20 protein-coding genes and 1 tRNA gene are annotated in these 19,591 nt (G+C 45.4%); 15 read left to right on the top strand and 6 right to left on the bottom strand.

Translation table 11 applies throughout. The features are described from left to right. Window positions 1-30: 30 nt before the first annotated feature. Window positions 31-954, top strand: a complete 924-nt coding sequence (locus A8806_RS16110) for a helix-turn-helix transcriptional regulator (protein WP_109732235.1) — start codon at window positions 31-33, stop codon at window positions 952-954. Window positions 955-1,024: 70 nt separating this feature from the next. Then, entirely contained in the window at window positions 1,025-1,567 is a 543-nt protein-coding gene (locus A8806_RS16115; protein WP_109732236.1) for a cysteine hydrolase family protein, read from the top strand. 276 nt (window positions 1,568-1,843) lie between these two features. Here A8806_RS16115 and A8806_RS16120 read toward each other — a convergent pair whose 3' ends face one another. Next, window positions 1,844-2,704, bottom strand: a complete 861-nt coding sequence (locus A8806_RS16120; RefSeq protein WP_109732237.1) for a class I SAM-dependent methyltransferase — start codon at window positions 2,702-2,704, stop codon at window positions 1,844-1,846. Between the two features lie 229 nt (window positions 2,705-2,933). Here A8806_RS16120 and yedF point away from each other — a divergent pair, with 229 nt between their 5' ends. The 7 genes from yedF (at window position 2,934) to A8806_RS16155 (ending at window position 10,649) form a co-directional block, all read left to right on the top strand. Beyond that, window positions 2,934-3,551 (top strand): sulfurtransferase-like selenium metabolism protein YedF, encoded by a 618-nt coding sequence (gene yedF / locus A8806_RS16125; RefSeq protein ID WP_109732238.1) that lies wholly within the window; start codon window positions 2,934-2,936, stop codon window positions 3,549-3,551. A gap of 104 nt (window positions 3,552-3,655) precedes the next feature. Continuing rightward, window positions 3,656-4,702, top strand: a complete 1,047-nt coding sequence (gene selD / locus A8806_RS16130) for a selenide, water dikinase SelD (protein WP_109732239.1) — start codon at window positions 3,656-3,658, stop codon at window positions 4,700-4,702. Window positions 4,703-4,772: 70 nt separating this feature from the next. Next, on the top strand, window positions 4,773-6,227 hold the full coding sequence (gene selA, locus A8806_RS16135; RefSeq protein ID WP_109732240.1) for an L-seryl-tRNA(Sec) selenium transferase: 1,455 nt from the start codon (window positions 4,773-4,775) through the stop codon (window positions 6,225-6,227). Next, on the top strand, window positions 6,190-8,106 hold the full coding sequence (gene selB, locus A8806_RS16140; RefSeq protein WP_109732241.1) for a selenocysteine-specific translation elongation factor: 1,917 nt from the start codon (window positions 6,190-6,192) through the stop codon (window positions 8,104-8,106). The genes selA and selB overlap by 38 nt, the downstream gene beginning before the upstream one ends. Beyond that, window positions 8,103-9,020, top strand: coding sequence for a selenium metabolism-associated LysR family transcriptional regulator (locus A8806_RS16145; protein ID WP_109732242.1), 918 nt, complete (start codon window positions 8,103-8,105; stop codon window positions 9,018-9,020). Before selB ends, A8806_RS16145 begins: the two co-directional genes overlap by 4 nt. 137 nt (window positions 9,021-9,157) lie before the next feature. Next, window positions 9,158-10,294: an aminotransferase class V-fold PLP-dependent enzyme gene (locus A8806_RS16150; protein WP_109732243.1), complete on the top strand. Its 1,137-nt coding sequence runs from the start codon at window positions 9,158-9,160 to the stop codon at window positions 10,292-10,294. Window positions 10,295-10,412: 118 nt separating this feature from the next. Further along, a complete protein-coding gene (locus A8806_RS16155; RefSeq protein WP_109732244.1) occupies window positions 10,413-10,649 on the top strand; it encodes a putative Se/S carrier protein in 237 nt (78 codons plus the stop codon). Between the two features lie 59 nt (window positions 10,650-10,708). Here the strand turns inward: A8806_RS16155 and A8806_RS16160 are convergent, their stop codons facing one another. From A8806_RS16160 to A8806_RS16180, 5 genes are all read right to left on the bottom strand, one after another. Continuing rightward, the gene (locus A8806_RS16160; protein ID WP_109732245.1) at window positions 10,709-11,389 is read right to left on the bottom strand and encodes a hypothetical protein; all 681 of its coding nucleotides are present in this window, start codon (window positions 11,387-11,389) and stop codon (window positions 10,709-10,711) included. Further along, window positions 11,386-11,712: a PadR family transcriptional regulator gene (locus A8806_RS16165; protein WP_109732246.1), complete on the bottom strand. Its 327-nt coding sequence runs from the start codon at window positions 11,710-11,712 to the stop codon at window positions 11,386-11,388. Before A8806_RS16165 ends, A8806_RS16160 begins: the two co-directional genes overlap by 4 nt. 192 nt (window positions 11,713-11,904) lie before the next feature. Then, window positions 11,905-12,594, bottom strand: a complete 690-nt coding sequence (locus A8806_RS16170) for a hypothetical protein (protein ID WP_109732247.1) — start codon at window positions 12,592-12,594, stop codon at window positions 11,905-11,907. Window positions 12,595-12,665: 71 nt separating this feature from the next. Continuing rightward, entirely contained in the window at window positions 12,666-13,253 is a 588-nt protein-coding gene (locus tag A8806_RS16175) for a TetR/AcrR family transcriptional regulator (RefSeq protein ID WP_109732248.1), read from the bottom strand. Between the two features lie 189 nt (window positions 13,254-13,442). Continuing rightward, window positions 13,443-14,480 (bottom strand): proline racemase family protein, encoded by a 1,038-nt coding sequence (locus A8806_RS16180; protein WP_109732249.1) that lies wholly within the window; start codon window positions 14,478-14,480, stop codon window positions 13,443-13,445. 324 nt (window positions 14,481-14,804) lie between these two features. On the opposite strand from A8806_RS16180, the gene A8806_RS16185 reads away from it, so the two are divergent. The 6 genes from A8806_RS16185 (at window position 14,805) to A8806_RS27200 (ending at window position 19,493) form a co-directional block, all read left to right on the top strand. Then, window positions 14,805-14,902, top strand: a tRNA-Sec gene (locus A8806_RS16185). Between the two features lie 199 nt (window positions 14,903-15,101). Then, window positions 15,102-16,427: a proline reductase-associated electron transfer protein PrdC gene (gene prdC, locus A8806_RS16190; RefSeq protein ID WP_109732250.1), complete on the top strand. Its 1,326-nt coding sequence runs from the start codon at window positions 15,102-15,104 to the stop codon at window positions 16,425-16,427. Between the two features lie 186 nt (window positions 16,428-16,613). Beyond that, window positions 16,614-18,470: a D-proline reductase (dithiol) proprotein PrdA gene (gene prdA / locus A8806_RS16195; protein WP_109732251.1), complete on the top strand. Its 1,857-nt coding sequence runs from the start codon at window positions 16,614-16,616 to the stop codon at window positions 18,468-18,470. 1 nt (window position 18,471) lies between these two features. Beyond that, on the top strand, window positions 18,472-18,771 hold the full coding sequence (locus A8806_RS16200; protein WP_109732252.1) for a CBO2463/CBO2479 domain-containing protein: 300 nt from the start codon (window positions 18,472-18,474) through the stop codon (window positions 18,769-18,771). Further along, a complete protein-coding gene (locus tag A8806_RS27195; protein ID WP_465220391.1) occupies window positions 18,768-19,220 on the top strand; it encodes a glycine/sarcosine/betaine reductase selenoprotein B family protein in 453 nt (150 codons plus the stop codon). Before A8806_RS16200 ends, A8806_RS27195 begins: the two co-directional genes overlap by 4 nt. A gap of 27 nt (window positions 19,221-19,247) precedes the next feature. Next, window positions 19,248-19,493: a hypothetical protein gene (locus A8806_RS27200; protein WP_465220392.1), complete on the top strand. Its 246-nt coding sequence runs from the start codon at window positions 19,248-19,250 to the stop codon at window positions 19,491-19,493. Window positions 19,494-19,591 lie beyond the last annotated feature (98 nt).

Consider the following 19,591-nt stretch of genomic DNA (forward strand, 5'->3'; position numbering starts at 1 on the left):
TATAGAAAAAAGAGAGCGGGGTGGTTACAGTTGAAAATTGACCGCCTCATCGGAATCACGATGTACCTGATGAACCGTAATGTCGTTTCAGCCAAAGAGCTTGCTGAGCGGTTCGAGGTATCAATCCGGACGATTGTGCGTGATGTAGAGACTCTGTCCATTGCAGGTATTCCTGTAACATCATCAACAGGGGCATCGGGTGGCTACGAAATACTTGATACTTTCAGGCTGGATAAGCAGATTACAACAATGGAAGATTATTTATTTATCATCACCGCACTCAAGGGCATGTGTTCGGCTTATGACAGCCAGAAAATAAATACGACTCTGGAAAAGCTGTTGGCCGCGGGCCATTATAATGATAAGGAACAGCGTATATTCATTGACTTCGGTGTAGTCAGCGAGGGTGGAAATATTCCCGTATTTGTGCGTGAAATCGAAGAGGCAATCCACAATAAAAACATAGTTGAATTTGATTATACCAACGGGTCAGGACAAAAAAGCCATAGGACCGTTGAACCGCTGGCACTGAACTACCGCTGGTATGCCTGGTATCTGCTGGCGTATTGTACCTGTAGGAACGATTACCGTTTCTTTAAGCTTAACCGGTTAACGAATTTAAGACTTACCGGCAGAACGATGGACAGCAGACACGGTAATGTCCCGGAACTGCTGGAAAAACAATGGGGCAGTGATACCCAGCGCTATATTCCCGTAAAATTACGGTGTAAAGCGGAAGAAAGAATTCCCATTATGGAATACATGAAAGGTGAAATCATTGAAGAACATGAAAATGGTGATTTTGTTATAGCTACGCATGTAAAAGAAAATGAGCGGCTGTGGCTCTCCCTGCTCCTCGGATTCGGTGATTCAGTCGAGGTGCTGGAACCCCGGGAGATCATTGATATGCTGAAAGAAAAATCCTCCCAAATTCAAAATCTTTACAAAGATTAGTGACATACAGTTGTCATAAATAATCAGTTATAATAGCGGTAAATAAATCACATAATCAGGAGGAACCGCTATGCAGAAAAAAGCTTTAGTAGTAATAGACATTCAAAATGATATAACAAAGAATTACAAGGAAATCATTGACCGTATAAACCAATCCATAGATTGGGCAGTAAAACAGGATATTCATGTCGTCTACATAAGACATGAAAATTTATCTGGTGGGACAAGGACTTTTAAACCCAATACGCGAGGGGCTGAATTAGTTTCAGATTTAAAAATTGTATCAAAAAATATCTTCACAAAGTATAAAGGAAATGCATTAAGCAGCGAGGCATTCGCAGACTTTATTGATAAAAATGAAATAAATGACTTCTACATCACAGGAGCAGATGCGGCAGCCTGTGTAAAATCAACCTGTTACAACCTGCGCAAAGCAGGCTATCGAGTCAATGTTTTATCAGATTGTATTACAAGTTATGATAAAAGGAATATTGACGAAATGCTGCGCTATTATGAAAGCAAAGGATGTGAAATCACAGGTATAAATGTCTTGTTGGGTTCTGACAGTGGCATTTATGAAGCCGATAAGCCACAACATCATAATATTAAGTAAATATTAGTTATGTGTTATCAAGAGGGGAATGTGGAAAATGTTATCGAATATAATGGATTTTTATGAGACAATATTTGAGTTATGCCAAGATGTATTAGTAGTATGTGCCGCCCACTACAAAATATTTTTTTTAATATCTATGTTCTGCATGGCTATTGCAACATTTAGTAATAAGGGAAAAAAGAAGTAAAAGAAAAGAATATATCCCCACTGGAATTTTAACGCTTTTATACGTTGATTCCAGTGGGGATATGGGTTTTAAAGATTGATATGGTCTCAATCCCGTGCCCAGCGTCCGGAAGCCCCACAAGGGAGGACCAGTCCGTTCTGGCTGACCGGAAGCCCGATCTCCTGTGAGTCTACTGTACCACGCCATGCTTTTAATTCTGTAGAAATCATATAAGTCAGGACAGCAGGAGCAAGCCCTGTAGTATAAGAGTTGATCAGGAAGAAGACTGCATCCTTGGAAAGAATCTGGGTACACAGCTTAATCAGAGGATGGATCATATCCTCGATCTTCCATATCTCGCCCTTGGGTCCCCTGCCATAGGAAGGCGGATCCATTATAATCGCATCATAAGTATTACCTCTGCGGATCTCGCGCTCCACAAACTTCACGCAGTCATCCACAAGCCAGCGGATCGGGGCATCCTTCAGCCCGGAAGAAGCCGCATTCTCCTTCGCCCAGTTCACCATCCCTTTCGATGCATCCACATGTGTAACCTGTGCCCCGGCAGCCGCAGCAGCAAGAGTCGCACCGCCGGTATAGGCGAACAAATTCAGTACCTTCACCGGTCTGCCCGCTTCACGGATCTTTCCGGAGAACCAGTCCCAGTTTACAGCCTGTTCAGGGAAAAGCCCGGTATGCTTAAAATTAAAAGGTTTTAGATTAAAAGTAAGGCTTCCATAATGAATCTGCCACTGATGGGGCAGGTCAAAAAACTCCCATTCACCGCCGCCCTTCTTACTGCGGTGGTAATGTCCGTTCGGGTGGGACCATCCCTTGTGTGTCTTAGGCGTGTCCCATATAACCTGCGGGTCCGGCCTGATTAGGAGATAATCTCCCCATTGCTCTAACTTCTCACCGTTAGAACAGTCTATCACTTCATAATCTTTCCAATTGTCAGCTATCCACATAATATTTATCTAATCCTTTCTCTCGGAAACTGCCAGTTAAATTAAACAGGCAGAAAACTAAACCTATCATCTCATAAAACCCCGACTTTTTCAATACGGAATGTGGATGAAACTGCGGGAGAAAAGGGAACGTGAAGCTATTTCCCCACTTTTTTAAGATAAGGTGTTTACCTGACAGCAACTCAGTGATAGAATATATCTATAAGTGTAGCAGAAGGGAGATTACAAGATGATAACAGTTAATGCTATGGGGGATGCCTGCCCGATACCGGTAATTAAAGCGAAGAAGGCTCTGCAGGAGCTGGAGGGACCTGATGTTTTGGAGGTTCTGGTGGATAACGAGATTGCGGTCCAGAATGTGACGAAGATGGCATCCAGTTCAGGGGGAGATGTCACTTCAGAGAAAATCAGTGAGAAGGAGTTCAAAGTGATTATAAGAACAGACAGAACGATGCCGAAACGAGAAACCCAGGCTATGGAAGAACCGGTCTTATGCCGTACAGACAAAAGGAAAGATACGGTAGTCGTGATTTCATCAGACCGCATGGGGGAAGGGAATGATGAGCTCGGGGCTGTCCTGATAAAAGGCTTCATTTTTGCCGTATCACAGCTTGATGAATTGCCGAAAGCAATCCTTTTCTATAACGGGGGTGCTAAACTGACTTCTGAAGGTTCTGATTCTCTGGAGGACCTGAAGTCAATGGAAGCACAGGGAGTTGAAATCATGACCTGTGGGACATGCCTGGATTACTATGGTCTGAAGGAGAAGCTGAAGGTCGGAACCGTGACGAATATGTACAGCATCGTGGAGACGATGAATCAGGCGGGAAAGATCATACGTCCTTAGTCTTAATGAAGAAGTACAAACAGTCAAAGAAAATGATGAACAGACAGCGCACCGGTCAAAGTTGCGCTGTCTGTTCTGCGGAAACAAAAAAGGAGAATAATACTATGACGACAGGCAAAGATGTACGCCTTACCCAGATGGCAAAAACGGCCGGATGAGCGGCCAAAATAGGTCCTGAGACCCTTGCCCAGGTTCTGGGCAGGCTGCCGAAATTCCAGGATGAGAATCTCATGGTTGGAATTGAAACATCAGATGATGCCGCGATTTATAAAGTAACAGATGACATTGCCATGATCCAGACGGTGGATTTTTTCACCCCTATCGTGGATGACCCATATACATTCGGACAGATTGCAGCGGCCAACTCCTTAAGCGATGTATATGCGATGGGAGGGGAGCCGAAAGTTGCCCTGAATATCGTTGGATTTCCAAACTGTCTTGACCCGGAAATACTGGGGGAGATACTGAAAGGCGGTGCGGATAAAGTGCTGGAATCCGGTGCGGTCCTTGTCGGGGGGCACTCTGTGCAGGATGATGAACCCAAGTACGGGTTAAGCGTATCGGGATTTGTACATCCGGACAGAATATTTAAAAATTACGGATGCAGGCCGGGGGACGTGCTGATTCTGACAAAACAGATCGGCAGCGGCATCGTTAATACGGCCGTGAAAGCGGAAATGGCATCCAAACAGGCAGAAGAGGAAGCGATTACAGTCATGTCCTCACTGAATAAAAAAGCAAAGGAAGCAGCCGAAAAGTATCCTGTCAGTGCTTGTACAGATATCACGGGATTCGGGCTTCTCGGACACTGCGCGGAAATGGCTTCTGCGAGCGATGTGACACTGGAAATCCATGTACGTGATACGGCATATATAGAAGAAGCAGTCGGGTATGCCAAAATGGGGCTGATACCGGCCGGTGCATATAAGAACAGGGAACATAGCGGGCACATGGTGGATGCAGGTGGTGTAGAAGAATTTTATCTGGACCTGCTCTATGATCCGCAGACATCCGGCGGACTTCTGTTCAGCGTGCCGGAGGACTTCAGCGAAGGATTTCTCCGTGATCTTGAAGAAAAACGACTGGATACGAAAGTGTCTGTGATCGGCCGCGTACTGGAAAAGCAGGAAAAACTAATCCTGCTGCGTTAGCTTGAAACAAGCATTTACGAGCAGCAGGTATGATCCCTTCCGGGAGTAAAGATAATAAAAGGAGAAGGTTATGAACAAGAACCTCTTATTCCGCAGGATTCCAAAGGTGGATGTTCTGCTGGAAAATGAAACGATAAAGAAAATGATAGATTACTACAGCTACGACAGTGTGCTGGAGGCGATACGCACGGAGCTGGAAGCCCTAAGGACCTATATCGGTTCCTGTGAGGAGGAAGAAAAGGCCCAGGAGCAGATAGACCGTCTCTGCGAGCGGATAGAACTGAATGTAGCCGCGATGTACCGGCCGAACATGACCCGGGTGCTGAACGGGACGGGGACAATTCTCCATACGAATCTGGGACGTGCCCCGCTTAGTGGGGAGCATTTAAAACAGGTGACCTACATTGCGTCAGGATATTCGAATTTGGAATATGATCTGGAGGCAGGAAAAAGAGGGGAGAGGTATTCCCATTTTGAGGAACTGCTCTGCAAGATTACAGGTGCAGAAGCAGCTATGGCCGTGAATAATAATGCCGCCGCTGTTATGCTGATTTTAAGCTCTATGGCAAAAGGCGGGGAAGCGGTCGTCTCCAGGGGGGAACTGGTTGAAGTGGGCGGTAAATTCAGGATTCCGGATGTCATGGAACAGAGCGGCGCCGTTTTAAGAGAAATCGGCACGACAAACAAAACCCACATTTCCGACTATGAAGATGCGGTGACAGAAGAAACAAAAGTATTTATGAAGGTACACACAAGTAACTATAGAATTGTTGGTTTTACGGATACCGTGCCGATATCGGAACTGGTATCCTTAAAAGAAAAATATGATATCCCCGTGATCGAAGATCTGGGAAGCGGTGTACTGATAGATTTGAGTAAATATGGACTGACTTATGAACCGACTGTACAGGATTCCGTGAGAAACGGAGCCGATGTCGTGTGCTTCAGCGGCGATAAACTTCTGGGCGGCCCGCAGGCGGGAATTATTGTCGGGAAGAAGAAATACATTGACCTGATGAAGAAAAACCAGCTGACCCGTGCCCTGCGTATTGATAAGTTTACTGCATCGGCTTTAGAAGTCGTGCTTAGGGAGTATTTATCAGAAGAAAGGGCAGTGAAGAATATACCTGCACTTCATATGATCACAAAGAGGGTGGAGGAAGTAGAACAGGATGCAAAGAAGTTCCGGAGGCTGCTGAAGCGGGCAGACTTACCGGCCGAGATTGATATCGAGGAATGCGAGTCACAGATCGGGGGCGGATCCCTGCCTCTCGAGCGGATCCCGAGCACTGCGGTAACGATCCGTCCGCTTAAGATTACGACCCCTGAATTGGAAGAACGTTTAAGACATCTTCCAGTGCCTGTAATCGGCCGCACGGCAAATGACAGGATTCTGCTCGATATGAGGACGTTTGACGGGCAATTCATGAACTATTTTGCGAAAATACTAAAGGAACTGAATGTCCTTGAAAAGGAAGGAAATCAATATGAAGCATATTATTATCGGAACAGCGGGACATATTGATCACGGAAAGACGACACTGATCAAGGCGCTGACCGGACGTAATACAGACCGCTGGGAGGAAGAACAGCGCCGGGGGATCACGATAGACCTCGGATTCACGTATTTTGACCTGCCAAACGGAAACCGCGCGGGGATCATCGATGTTCCCGGACATGAAAAGTTCATCAATAACATGGTTGCCGGAGTCGTCGGCATGGATATGGTACTGCTTGTTGTGGCGGCTGATGAGGGAATCATGCCCCAGACGAGGGAACATATGGATATTTTGGCGATGCTTGGCGTCCAGAAAAGTATTCTCGTCCTGAACAAATGTGATCTGGTGGACGAGGAGTGGCTGGAACTGGTCGAAGAGGAAATCAAAGAAGAACTCGAGGGCACATTTCTGGAAACGGCTCCTGTCGTCAAGGTATCGGCCGCGACAGGGGAAGGCATTCCGGAATTGATTGAAACTGTTGAGCGTCTCACAGAGGAAGAGGTGGAGGAAAAGGATATCCACACCATCCCGAGACTGCCTGTAGACCGGGTTTTCTCGTTATCCGGTTTTGGCACGATCGTTACGGGAACTCTGGTGAGCGGTACGATTTCAAAGGAAGACACACTGGAAATGTTTCCGAATGGACAGGAATGCAAGATCAGGAATATCCAGGTGCACGGCCAGGATGTGGAAAAATGTTATGCGGGACAGCGGGTTGCTATTAATATATCTAATATGAAGAAAAAAGATTTAAAAAGAGGCTGTGTTCTTGCACCTCCGGGCAGCATGACCGATTCAAGGCTCATGGATGTCAAGCTGGAAATGCTGGATTCTACCATGCGGCTTTTGACCAACAATGCAAGGCTCCATTTCTTTAGCGGGACGAGTGAAGTTCTGTGCCGTGCGGTTCTTTTAGGGGACGAGGAGCTGGGACCCGGGGACAGCGGGTATGTGCAGTTGAGAATGGAAGAGGATGTAGCCTTCCGAAGAGGTGACCGGTTTGTTGTCCGCTTTTATTCCCCAATGGAAACGATTGGCGGCGGCGTGATTCTGGAGCCGAATGCGGCCAGAAAGAAACGCTTTTCTAAAGAAACAATTGAAAGTCTCAGGCAGAAAGAATCAGGCACCGCAGAGGATGTCATCGAGCTTCATGTGAAAGACTTTGCAGAGACAATGGCATCGGTTTCAGAACTTGCAAAACTGACCGCTTTATCAAAGGAAGAGACGGAGGCCGCAGTGACAGAGCTGGCCACACAGGGGCTTGTGTGCGTATTCCCGATGAAAAAGGATACTTATGTCCTTCATATGGCAGATGAACACGCATACAGGGAAAAGATACTCGGGGCGCTTGAGGACTACATCAAAAAGTATCCTTACAGGTATGGAATGCCGAAAGCGGAGGTACACAGTACATTCATGAAACGGGTAAAGCCGAATGTATTTGACAGGTATATAGAATATCTGGAGGAACAGGATACTTTGACAAGGCATGATGAATTCCTTGCGCCGAAGGGATATGAGGTAGTCCGGGATGAAACCTTTGAGAAAGTAAGGAGAAAACTGCTTGGCGTTATTAAGCCTGCAAAATTCGATTTTGTCAGGCTGGCTGATATTGATTTTGGCGGCGTGCCGGCACGGACTGTGGACGATATCTTACTTCTTATGACAGACAGCGGAGAAATCATAAAAGTTGCCGAAGGTATGTATACACCGGGTGTGTATATGGCCGAGGCAAAAGAAAAGATCGTTGAGAAGCTGAAAGCAGATGGAAAAATCACGATAGCCGAAATTCGGGATATGTTTTCTACGAGCAGGAAAAGCGCCAAGCCGATACTGGAGTACATGGACAGCATCAAAGTAACCCGGAAAACAGGCGGAGAAAGTGAAAGGATATCAAATCTATGAATCTGAAACAGTTAGAAGCATTTGCAGCGGTTGCAGAGGAAGGCAGCTTTTCAAAAGCGGCAAAGGCCCTTTTCTTAACCCAGCCTACAGTGAGTGCTCATATTTCTTCTCTGGAGAAGGAGCTGGGGGTCCGTCTGTTTATCAGGAATACAAAAGAAGTAAATCTGTCTGAGGATGGAAAGATTCTTTATGGATATGCGAAACAGATGATCATACTTCAGAAAAAAATAGAGACAACTTATGACCAGACAAGAAAAGATGGGAGTCACTGCATCCATATTGCGGCATCCAGCGTGCCTTCGCAGTACCTCCTCCCGCAGATACTGGCCCGCTTTAGTGAAAAGTATCCGCAGGAACATTTTAAGATTATGGAAACTGACAGCGCAAAAGTGGTGGAACAGGTAGTAAACGGCAACGTCGACATCGGATTTACCGGTACGGTACTGGATAAAAAATACTGCCAGTATATTCCGTTTTATAAAGATGAACTGGTTGTGATTACCCCGAATACCGACAGGTTTAGAAATCTTAAGAAGTCAGGCGCAGGAAAAGCGGCTGGGAAAGAATGGATTCAGAATGAACCGGTCATACTCAGGGAAGAAGGATCAGGCACCCGTAAAGAGGCAGAAAAGCTGCTGAAGAAGATGGGGCTGGATTTTGACTCTCTTAAGATTGTTGCGAGCATGGAGAATCAGGAAACGATTAAGCGTTCTGTGAGCCGGGGGATGGGGATCTCCATCATTTCCCGGCTGGCCGCGGGGGACGAGATAATAGAGGGCAAAATGCTGGAGTTCTCACTGGACGGAGAGTCTGGCAGGCGTGACATTAATGTTGTGTATAATAAAAACTTTCATTTATCATCTCTTGCAGAAAAGTTCTTGCGGGTGGTGGATAAAGTGTATCCTTCACTTTAGCTGAGAATGGAATGTAAAGTGGTTTTAAGGACTATTATAGATAATGTCTATAATAGTCCTTATTTATTTATGTTTTCGATTAGACTCTTATGGGAAGGGAGGGTATACTAAACATGTATGGAAATGGGGGATGAACTATGATTTATATGGATAACGCCGCAACGACAATGCGAAAACCGAAAGAAGTGACGGAGGCTGTCGTTCAGGCGATGAATTCAATTGGTAATGCAGGACGGGGAGCTACGGAGGCTGCCTTAAGTGCATCGAGAATCATATATAATACAAGAGAGAGACTAAGCCGTTTTTTTCATGCGGAAAACCCAAAGCAGATCGTCTTTACGGCTAATTCTACGGAGAGTCTGAATATTGCCATAAAAGGAACCTTAAATCCGGGAGACCATGTGATTACGACGGTGCTGGAACACAATTCCGTTCTTCGGCCGCTATATGAGTGCAGGGATAAAGGCGTTGAACTCACCATACTTCCATCAGATGAAAAAGGGAATATCTGTTATGAAGAAATGGAGAATGCCATCCGTGAAAATACTCGTGCGATAATCTGCACGCATGGTTCGAACCTGACAGGCAATATGGTGGATATACACTGGGTGGGAAATATAGCAAAAAGCCACGGCATTCTTTTTGTAGTAGATGCATCGCAGACGGCAGGAGTATTTCCGATTGATGTTCAGGCAATGAATATAGATATCCTTTGCTTTACCGGCCATAAAAGTCTTCTGGGACCACAGGGGACTGGCGGCATGTATGTGAGGGAAGGGCTGGCCGTGCGCCCGCTCCTTTGCGGCGGCTCCGGCGTTGACACGTACAACATGCATCATCCGCAGGAAATGCCGACGGCATTGGAAGCCGGGACACTGAACGGACATGGGATTGCCGGCCTGAATGCGGCGCTGAAATATCTGGAGGAGACTGGCATTGAAGAGATAGAGAAGAAAGAAACTGACCTCATGAGAAGGTTTTACGAGGGAATATCCCAAATCAAAGGTGTAAAGATATACGGAGACTTTGAGGCAGAAAAGAGGTGCCCGATCGTAACTTTTAATATTGCGGACTATGATTCTTCAGAAATCAGCGATGAGCTTTTTGTCACTTACGGTATTTCCACCAGGCCGGGGGCGCACTGTGCACCCCTGATGCACAAGGCCCTCGGAACCGAGAAACAGGGGGCGGTCAGATTTAGCTTTTCACATTATAATACGGAAGAGGAAGTAGACGCTGCCATAGAAGCAGTGCGGGAGATCGCTGCCGATTAATACAGCAGGTTGTTATGTTATTGTCAATCAGCCTCAAAGGGGTCAGACCCCTTTGCAAAAATAAGATGAAGGAAGCAGATGCGGGGTACAGATCCTGCCATCATTGAATAAGAGAAAGATGAGAAAAAAAGAATTAAAATTAGTAGTGACATTTCATACAACAGCAGATGCAATGGCGATGGAAAAGGTGTGTAAGGAACAAGAGGTTCCCGGCAGGCTTATTCCGGTACCCCGTGTCCTTTCGGCCGGATGCGGACTGTCCTGGTGTACGGAACTGGAAAAACGTGAAGTGGTCAGCCATGCGATGGAAAACGCAGGGATAGAAATGGAAGCAATGCAGGAGTGTCTTGTGTGATAAATATTATAAGCAAGAAATGTAAACGGGAGGAAGAGAGCAGCCTCCCGTTTTTTGTGTCATTGCGGAAAACGCTGTGCGCATCTTGCCCAGTGCCTGTTCATGGCTGCGGTGGCGGCAGCAAGCATCAGTAACATGACAACGAGGATGAGCCATCCGTTGGCCCTGAATAGAAACTGTCTGGCTAATGGTGAGCTGCTCAGCCAGATGAAACTTAAAAGTGCAAGCAGGCGGCATACCCATCCAAGATATCTGCCATAGGGTTTCTTGGATATGGAGAACTTTCTTCCGATATAATCAGGCAGCACGACTCCACCCACACACCATACGACCAGCCAGATCATGAATGAGTAATCCAGTCCAAAACTGGCAGGTGCCGAGCTTATGAAAATAAAACGGATGAAGTAGAATAGTGTGGCCATCTGTAAATATTCTAGCAGGAGGTTCATAAAATGCTCCCATCCTGCATATTCCCCCGAATTCTGGATAATTTTATCACAAAACTCCTTCGGCTCACTGCCGAGGACCTCTTTCAGGGGAAGACCTTTCCTTTCCCCTTCAATAGCCATCCCGATCAGGTCTTTTCGTATAATCTGGATCTGGTAGAGGGAGAGAGAAGATGCAGACAGATATTTCATCATATTTACAATTTCCCTGCGGCTGTCCCCGTTCTGTACAGATTGGAAAGAATCCTTGTTTTCCAGCTCGAGCTTGTGTAATTGATTGGTAAACAGCATCATAGTATGTCCTCCTTAAAAATATTGTGCACCGACTCCGAGATATCCTTCCAGCTGGTCAAAAAAGAGTGGAGGTATTGGTTACCGTCCGGAGTAAGTGTATAGTATTTGCGGCTGGGGCCCAATGGGCTGGGTTTATAAGTTGCAGTGATTAGTTTCTTCTTTTCGAGGCGGAGCAGAAGCGGATAAAGCGTACCTTCCTTCACCTCTGTAAATCCATTTTCCTGAAGCTGCGTGACTATCTCATATCCGTAGGTTTCAGATTGTTCAATGATTTTCAGGATGCATCCTTCCAGAATACCTTTCATTAACTGGGATTTATCCATAAGCCTCCCTCCTTCGTCCACTACCTTGTATAACAATATTCTTAACTATATTGTATCACAAGGTAGAAGAAATGCAAGGGAAGATTGATGATTTGAAAGAATAAAATAAGCCCGCCGTACAGCCGGAAATGTTGTACGGTGGGCTTTTGTTAAAACATATGGGAACTATAGAACGAATGTATATATGATATTCTACTTATCTTTGGGATTCTTCCATACCCAGAAAGCAGCCAGTATACCCGCTATGTAAAGGATATTAACGAGTATGGACGGATTGTCCCTGAGCAGATAGATAACAGCAACAATGGCAGCAAGGCCCAGTGTCATCTCAAAAGCTTTCAGAATACGTTTTTCCTTAATATTCTTAGCCTCCTGCTGCAACTCACTGCGCCGCTGTTCAAGCTTAAGATATTCCATCAGGTTTTCCTCGCTGATGCGGGAAAGAATCCATTTATCCCGGAAAAATTCTTTATCGTCCCTCTTGAAATGAAAGCGCTTCTTCTCAGGAATATCTTCATTTAGAAAATCATCCTCTGGCTCCGGTTTGATATGTGAAGCAGCCTTTTGTGCAGTCTTTCCTGCAAAATCGGCAGCTTTTTCCGTATATGCAGAGGCTTTATCCGCAATATCAGAAGCCCTTTGGACCACCTTTGCAGCAGCCCCTTCTACAGGTGTGGCAGTTTCTGCTATATTAACGGAAGGATCCTGAGTCTCTTCAGAAACCTCGGCGGCATTCACGGCAGCCGGTTCTTCGGAATTAAAAGGTACAATATTCGAAGCATCTGAATTAGTCGGATTAACGGCGTTCTCACCGGCTGTTACAGTGCCTTCAGCAGTTGATTTAACAGTTTCATCTTTTACAAGTGTAGATTCTTCAGACACAGATAATACCTCCATTAAGATTTTTCTTAATCATATCAGTTTTTGTCGAAAAACACAATGATTTGCGGCTATCATATTCCTTTTTCAAAATTATCCAGTACATGCGGCAGTAACTTGTCACTATAAGCGGAAAGTGAATATTTACCCTCACACAGTGCCCAGTCATACAAGAGCGCACGCTCATACATGGTGTAGATTTTTACAAGCCCGTCAACAGTAGAAGTCCGGCTGAATTCCCCGGTATCTATCCCTGACGCTATGATCTCTGTAATCAGCTGAAAATAATAACGGTCATCATCCAGCAGTGACCGGTTATCTTTAGTTACAAGCTGGGAGGAATATAAGGATGCAAGCAGGTTCATGTCGATGCTCGTCTCAATCATATAGAATAATTCGTGGTTCAGCAGTAACAGCTTGTCTCTGGAAGAGAGTGACTGGTCCAGAGTATTGTTGATTTCTTCATATTTCTGGTCGAACAGATCAGATAAAGTAGAAAGAAGGGCATCTTTCCCCTTAAAATAGTGGTAAAAGGTTCCCTTGGATGTCTTTGACAACTTAATAATGTCTTCGACGGTAGTATTGTCGTAACCGTTTTTATAAAATAAATTCCAGGCAGCCTTTACAATTCTGCTTTTGGTTGTCTGTTTTTTACGTGGCATAATACCCTCACTTCCTTGTAAATGCGCAGCTGTCAGGATATGTGAATAATAACTGAGAGGCTGCATACAGTTGTTTCTTTTTAGCTTGTATTATAGTATAGCATAAGTTGGAGTCCGCTACAAACAAAAAGAGGAAAATGAAGATTTCCCCTTCATTTTCCCCTTATATATAAGGACTAGGACTGTTTCTTATTTTCCTCTGGATACTTTGAAACCGTATCTGAGCGGATCATCCGGATCGATTACATAAGTTGACTCTCCTGTGATATAGGCGCTTCCTGTAATTTGAGGAATGACTGCTTTGAATTCCCCTACTGTTGCTTCTTCCTTTATAACGCCTTTGAACTGGGAACCGATAAAGCTTTCGTATACGAAAGGCTCTCCGATCTTTATCTGGCCGCGGGAGTAAAGTGTTGCCAGCTTTGCACTTGTTCCTGTTCCGCACGGTGAACGGTCAGCCATGTAATCACCGAAAATAACTACGTTGCGGTAGTCACATCCGTCAGTTTTTGTATGGCAGTAAAGCTCAGCCAGGTCTACGGTAGTGATGTCAAGTTCAGGATGCTTAATCTCTACTTCTTTATTAACCTGTTCAATGACCTTCATTCCGAAATTGGTTAATTCAGGAATAGACTCTTTGTTAACTGTCCAGCCCATCTGCTCGATATCTACGAGGGCGAAGAAACTTCCGCCGAATGCAATATCGTATTTTACTTCTTTGCCGTCGACAACGGTCGTCAGATTTTCTTTATATAAGAAAGCAGGCACATTTGTCAAGGTTACGTTCAGAACCTTTCCATTCTTAACTTCTGCCTTTACACGAATAAGTCCGGCCGGAGCGTCTAATACTACTTCTGTATACGGTTCAACAGCAGGAACGAGTCCGGCTTCGATCAGAGCCGTTGTTGTTCCGATCGTCCCATGTCCGCACATGTTCAGATATTCACCCGTATCCATGAAGATAACACCGAAGTCTGCTTCCGGATTAACAGGCTCTGTAACGAGTGCACCAAACATATCATGATGGCCGCGCGGTTCGAACATGAGTGCCTGACGGTATTTATCATAGTTTTTTGCAAGGTACTGCTTGCGTTCCATCATGGAGTCCCCTTTTAACTCAGGAAATCCTGACATAATAATACGGGTGAACTCTCCGACAGTGTGTGTGTCGATTGCCTTAAATGATGCTTCGAATGCATCCAGGTTAATTTTGGGATTGTAATTCATTACTTTTCCTCCTAATTGGTAGTTTATAGAACTTGTCTATAAGCGATTTAATAACAGGAATAAAATAACCTATTATATAGAAAGTATCCTGCAAAATACGGAGCCCAAATTGATAAAAAATCGACGAATAGACCGCGTTCTAGTACGAAGTTCAGTTTATATTAATTATTATGTACGAAAACCCTTGAAAAGTCAACGATTATTTGTTAATATAAAAAACAGATAAAGTAAAAAATAAAATATCAAATTGAATGTGTAATTTTGATAATTTGATATCCGCGGCTAAAGTGACAACGGCCCGGAAAGCTTGGAAAAACTGAATATGGGGGTAGAAGGGTAACTGGTGTGCCTCCTGGTCTTCAAAACCAGTGTTGGGCGTTAGGAGCGTCCTGGGTGGGTTCGATTCCCACATGCCTCCGCCAAAAATCAGATTTGTGAGATTAATTTCACAAACTTACTATATATAAGGAGCAGCGTATGCTGCCTTTTGTTTGAAAAAATATTGTAAAAGCTGGTCGGGCAGAGATAAAACAGCCTGCAGAAGCATGGCAGATGCCGTGTGTCAGCCGCTTTACTTATAGAAAAGATAAATAATATATAATCTAAAAGGAGAAACAGGTCATGGGAAAGTTACAGTTTTTGCTAAGACAGCATGTAGGTGCTCCATGTGAGCCGGTTGTGAAAGCCGGGGACAAAGTGGAGAAGGGAACACTGATTGCCGTCCCGAATGGACTGGGAGCCAACATTTTTTCCAGTGTCTATGGAAGTGTCGAGTCTGTTCTTGAAGACAGAATCGTCATTGTTCCGGATGAGGAACAGAAGGATGCGTTTGTACAGATCCATGAAGGCAGCCCGCTGGAGATGGTGAAGGAAGCCGGAGTGGTCGGAATGGGCGGGGCCGGATTCCCGACAGGCGTCAAACTGGGGACAGATTTAAAAGGTGGTTACATTCTTGTGAATGCGGTTGAGTGTGAACCGGGACTGTACCATAATATCCGTCAGATTGAAGAGAATATGGAGATGACTCTCAAAGGTGTAAAATATTGTATGGAAATCTCCAATGCTGCAAAAGCTATTTTTGCAATCAAGGCTAAGAATAAAAAAGCGGTAGATACTATCCGTGAAGCGATTAAAGGAGAGGAAAATATCTCTATCCACCTGCTTCCGGATATTTATCCAATGGGCGAGGAACGTGCGGTTGTAAGAGAAACTCTCGGAAAGCTGCTTGATCCTACACAGCTTCCGTCAGCAGCGGATTCGGTTGTGATTAATGTAGAGACAGTACTGCGTGTTGCAGAAGCGATAGAACTGAGAAAGCCATGCTATAGCAAGAACCTGACGGTCATTGGCAAGTTAAACGGCGGGAACCAGCCGCATGTTTATATGGATGTTCCGGTAGGGACAAGCGTGGAGGATATGATTGAATGTTCCGGTGGAATTGATGGTGTGTATGGGGAAATCATCATGGGCGGACCATTTACAGGAAAGGCAGTTGCGATGGATGCACCGGTTACAAAGACGACCGGGGGTATTATTGTAACAATAGATCTACCGGACCTGCACGGCGCACCGGTAGGGCTTCTTGTCTGCGCATGCGGTGGAAATGAAGAGCGTATGCGTGATATCTGCGAAAAGATGCATGGAGAGGTTGTATCTGTAGCAAGATGTAAGCAGGCGATTGAGATGAAAAACGGGACACTGAAATGTGAGAATCCGGGCAACTGTCCGGGACAGGCCCAGAAGTGTCTGCAGTTTAAGAAGGACGGCGCCGAATATATTATCATCGGCAACTGCTCTGATTGTTCCAATACAGTTATGGGATCTGCACCTAAGATGAAACTGAAAGTGTTCCATCAGACAGACCATATTATGAGGACAATTAATCATCCATTATATAGAAGATTAACAGTTTCTAAGCAGGTGGACCAGCTTCCGGACGGCCGGTAAGACTGAGAGCCCTGTTAGAAAATAGATATTTCCCGGGGAGTTGATATCCGGGAAGGTGTTTACAATGTTACTATATGGAACCGGCGGATACGTCAGTCCATATACAGTGCCGCACAAGTGTGTGTGCCTGCCTGAAGGACCAGCTCAGCGGTCCTTGGGATATAAGATAAAAGGAGGAAAGAAAGTATGTCAATTACAGCTGAAACAGCGAAAGAACATGCGAAGGATCCTGCGGTGCTTTGCTGCAGGGCAGAAGAAGGCATAACAATTCAGGCATCCAACCTGGAAGATCCTGCCATTTTTGATGATCTGGTAGATTCAGGACTTTTGGACCTGGAAGGTGCATTGACGATCGAACAGGTATTAGGCGCAAAGCTTACAAAGACCTGTGATTCTCTGTGTCCTTTAACAGCGGATGTTGTAGAAGGTGCCAAGGTGATTGAAGAACCAGCTAAAGAGGAAGCACCTGCTGCAGAAGAAGCTCCGGAAGTTATCGCACCGCCGGCGCCGCCAGTACCACCATCTGCACCGGGCGGAGTGCTGAAGATTCATATTGGGGAAGGTAAGGATATTGATATAGAGCTTCCTGTAGGAATTGCAGGGGGAGCTGCACCGGTTCCGGCACCGCCGGTACCTGTACCGCCAGTTGTGGCACCAGTTCCGTCACCAGCTGCTGAAGAGAAGGTTGTCAGGACTCTTACAAGAAAGCATTATAACATTACGGAAGTAAAGCGCGGACCGGAGACAAAGATCGAAGGAACAACACTGTACATCCGTGAGGGAATTGAAAAAGACTGCATCGATTCTCAGGAACTGGTTTACGACCTGAAGATCGATATTATCACACCAGAAGATTACCACACATATTCAGAGACAATCATGGACGTACAGCCGATCGCCTGCAAAGAAGGTGAAGATGAAATCGGAAGCGGTACAACAAGAGTACTGGACGGCGTGATCATGATGGTTACAGGTACAGATGCAAATGGAGTGCAGATTGGGGAATTCGGCTCTTCAGAAGGCTATCTGGATGAGAATATCATGTGGAACCGTCCGGGAGCACCTGACAAAGGTGAAATCTTCATCAAGACTCAGGTAACGATTAAAGAGGGAACTAACATGGAAAGACCGGGCCCTCTTGCAGCTCATACGGCTACAGACCACATTACACAGGAGATCAGAGAGGCGTTAAAAGCATTGGAGGACGACTCACTGGTTGTTGATACACAGACATTTAACCAGATCAGAAGACCGGGTAAGAAAAAAGTTGTTATTGTAAAAGAAATCATGGGACAAGGTGCTATGCATGATAACCTGATTCTCCCGGTAGAACCGGTCGGCGTACTTGGGGCAAAGCCGAATGTTGATCTTGGCAACGTACCTGTCTGCGTATCTCCGTTAGAGGTGCTGGATGGATGTATCCACGCTTTGACCTGTATCGGACCTGCATCAAAGGAGATGTCCAGACATTACTGGAGAGAGCCGCTCGTACTTGAGGCGCTTCATGATACAGAAGTGGATCTTTGCGGTGTCATCTTCGTTGGAAGCCCGCAGATCAACGCAGAGAAATTCTATGTTTCAAAACGCGTTGGTATGATGGTAGAGATGATGGATGCTGATGGGGCATTCGTTACTACAGAAGGCTTCGGTAACAACCATATTGATTTTGCTAGTCATCACGAGCAGATCGGAATGCGCGGAATCCCTGTTGTTGGTATGTCTTTCTGCGCAGTTCAGGGGGCTCTGGTCGTTGGTAACAAATACATGACCAATATGGTTGATAACAATAAATCTGAATCTGGTATTGAGAACGAAGTACTCGCATGCAACACACTTTGCCACGAAGACGCAGTCAGGGCTCTTGCAATGCTGAAGAATGCAATGTCAGGCGAAGAGGTTAAGACAGCAGAGAGAAAATGGAATCCAAACGTAAAAGCGACAAATGTTGAGCTGATTTCAAATGTAACAGGAAAACCTGTTGAGCTTGTAAAGAATGAGCAGTCTCTGCCAATGAGCCAGAAGAGAAAAGAGAAATACGACTAAGATGAAAGAATTAATGTATGGTGATAAGATTATACGTATGGAAGGGGTTATTGTAGAGATTCATGACGGCTGTGTCGGAATTGACCTGAAGGGCCGGCTTGGATACTTAAAGATACCTATGAGGATGCTGATTACAGATTATCCTCTGGTCGTGGGACAGGAAGTGGCATGGAACATGAGTTTTGTGGAACAGCTTGGACCGGAAGCCAATGAGAAATACGTGAGTAATCTGGACACATATAACAGACGCCAGGAAGAAATGCGTAAAGCGAACGCAGAAACCAAGGAGGTAGAAGAATGAGCTTGACAACCACAAAAGGTTTACAGTCAGAAATTTACGTTCCGATTACTCCTCCGGCAGTTTGGACACCTGTAACAAAAGAGTTAAAGGATATGTCCATCGCCCTCGCAACAGCAGCCGGGGTACACTGCAAGAGTCAGGACAGATTCAATCTGGCAGGTGACTCTACATGGAGAAAGATAACGAACGATACACCATCAAGTGAATTGATGGTATCCCACGGTGGATATGATAACGGTGATGTGAACAAAGACATCAACTGTATGTTCCCGATAGACAGAATCCACGAACTGGCAGCAGAAGGATTCATCAGATCCTGTGCACCGGTACATGCCGGGTTCATGGGTGGCGGTGGAAACCAGGAGAAATTCAAAAACGAAACAGGACCTGCAATTGCACAGATGTTCAAAGAAGAAGATGTAGATGCAGTCATCCTGACCGCTGGCTGAGGCACCTGCCACCGCTCTGCAGTTTTGGTGCAGAGAGCAATTGAAGAAGCTGGAATACCGACAATCATTATTGCAGCTCTTCCTCCGGTCGTTCGTCAGACCGGTACACCACGCGCCGTAGCTCCGTTAGTACCGATGGGTGCCAACGCAGGTGCGCCGAATGATGTAGAAATGCAGACAGCAATTGTAAAAGCAACACTTGAACAGCTCATCAAGATCGAGACACCGGGCAAGATAGTACCGCTGCCGTACGAATATGTAGCAAAAGTGTAACTGCTTATGGTTCTGAACAGTTACACAAAAGTGTAATATACAGACACAAAAAGGGGCATTCCAGTGGAATTGTCCCTTTTTTGTCACACAACTCAGAA

Origin of the sequence: Faecalicatena orotica (genome assembly GCF_003149245.1) — a bacterium.
Lineage (GTDB): Bacteria > Bacillota > Clostridia > Lachnospirales > Lachnospiraceae > Faecalicatena_A > Faecalicatena_A orotica.

Bases quoted from the DNA above. Each gene is read 5' to 3' on its own strand.
- A8806_RS16115 (WP_109732236.1), top strand. From the start codon at position 1,025: ATGCAGAAAAAAGCTTTAGTAGTAATAGACATTCAAAATGATATAACA.
- A8806_RS16120 (WP_109732237.1), bottom strand. From the start codon at position 2,704: ATGTGGATAGCTGACAATTGGAAAGATTATGAAGTGATAGACTGTTCT.
- yedF (WP_109732238.1), top strand. From the start codon at position 2,934: ATGATAACAGTTAATGCTATGGGGGATGCCTGCCCGATACCGGTAATT.
- selA (WP_109732240.1), top strand. From the start codon at position 4,773: ATGAACAAGAACCTCTTATTCCGCAGGATTCCAAAGGTGGATGTTCTG.
- selB (WP_109732241.1), top strand. From the start codon at position 6,190: ATGAAGCATATTATTATCGGAACAGCGGGACATATTGATCACGGAAAG.
- A8806_RS16145 (WP_109732242.1), top strand. From the start codon at position 8,103: ATGAATCTGAAACAGTTAGAAGCATTTGCAGCGGTTGCAGAGGAAGGC.
- A8806_RS16150 (WP_109732243.1), top strand. From the start codon at position 9,158: ATGATTTATATGGATAACGCCGCAACGACAATGCGAAAACCGAAAGAA.
- A8806_RS16155 (WP_109732244.1), top strand. From the start codon at position 10,413: ATGAGAAAAAAAGAATTAAAATTAGTAGTGACATTTCATACAACAGCA.
- A8806_RS16160 (WP_109732245.1), bottom strand. From the start codon at position 11,389: ATGATGCTGTTTACCAATCAATTACACAAGCTCGAGCTGGAAAACAAG.
- A8806_RS16165 (WP_109732246.1), bottom strand. From the start codon at position 11,712: ATGGATAAATCCCAGTTAATGAAAGGTATTCTGGAAGGATGCATCCTG.
- A8806_RS16175 (WP_109732248.1), bottom strand. From the start codon at position 13,253: ATGCCACGTAAAAAACAGACAACCAAAAGCAGAATTGTAAAGGCTGCC.
- A8806_RS16180 (WP_109732249.1), bottom strand. From the start codon at position 14,480: ATGAATTACAATCCCAAAATTAACCTGGATGCATTCGAAGCATCATTT.
- prdC (WP_109732250.1), top strand. From the start codon at position 15,102: ATGGGAAAGTTACAGTTTTTGCTAAGACAGCATGTAGGTGCTCCATGT.
- prdA (WP_109732251.1), top strand. From the start codon at position 16,614: ATGTCAATTACAGCTGAAACAGCGAAAGAACATGCGAAGGATCCTGCG.
- A8806_RS16200 (WP_109732252.1), top strand. From the start codon at position 18,472: ATGAAAGAATTAATGTATGGTGATAAGATTATACGTATGGAAGGGGTT.
- A8806_RS27195 (WP_465220391.1), top strand. From the start codon at position 18,768: ATGAGCTTGACAACCACAAAAGGTTTACAGTCAGAAATTTACGTTCCG.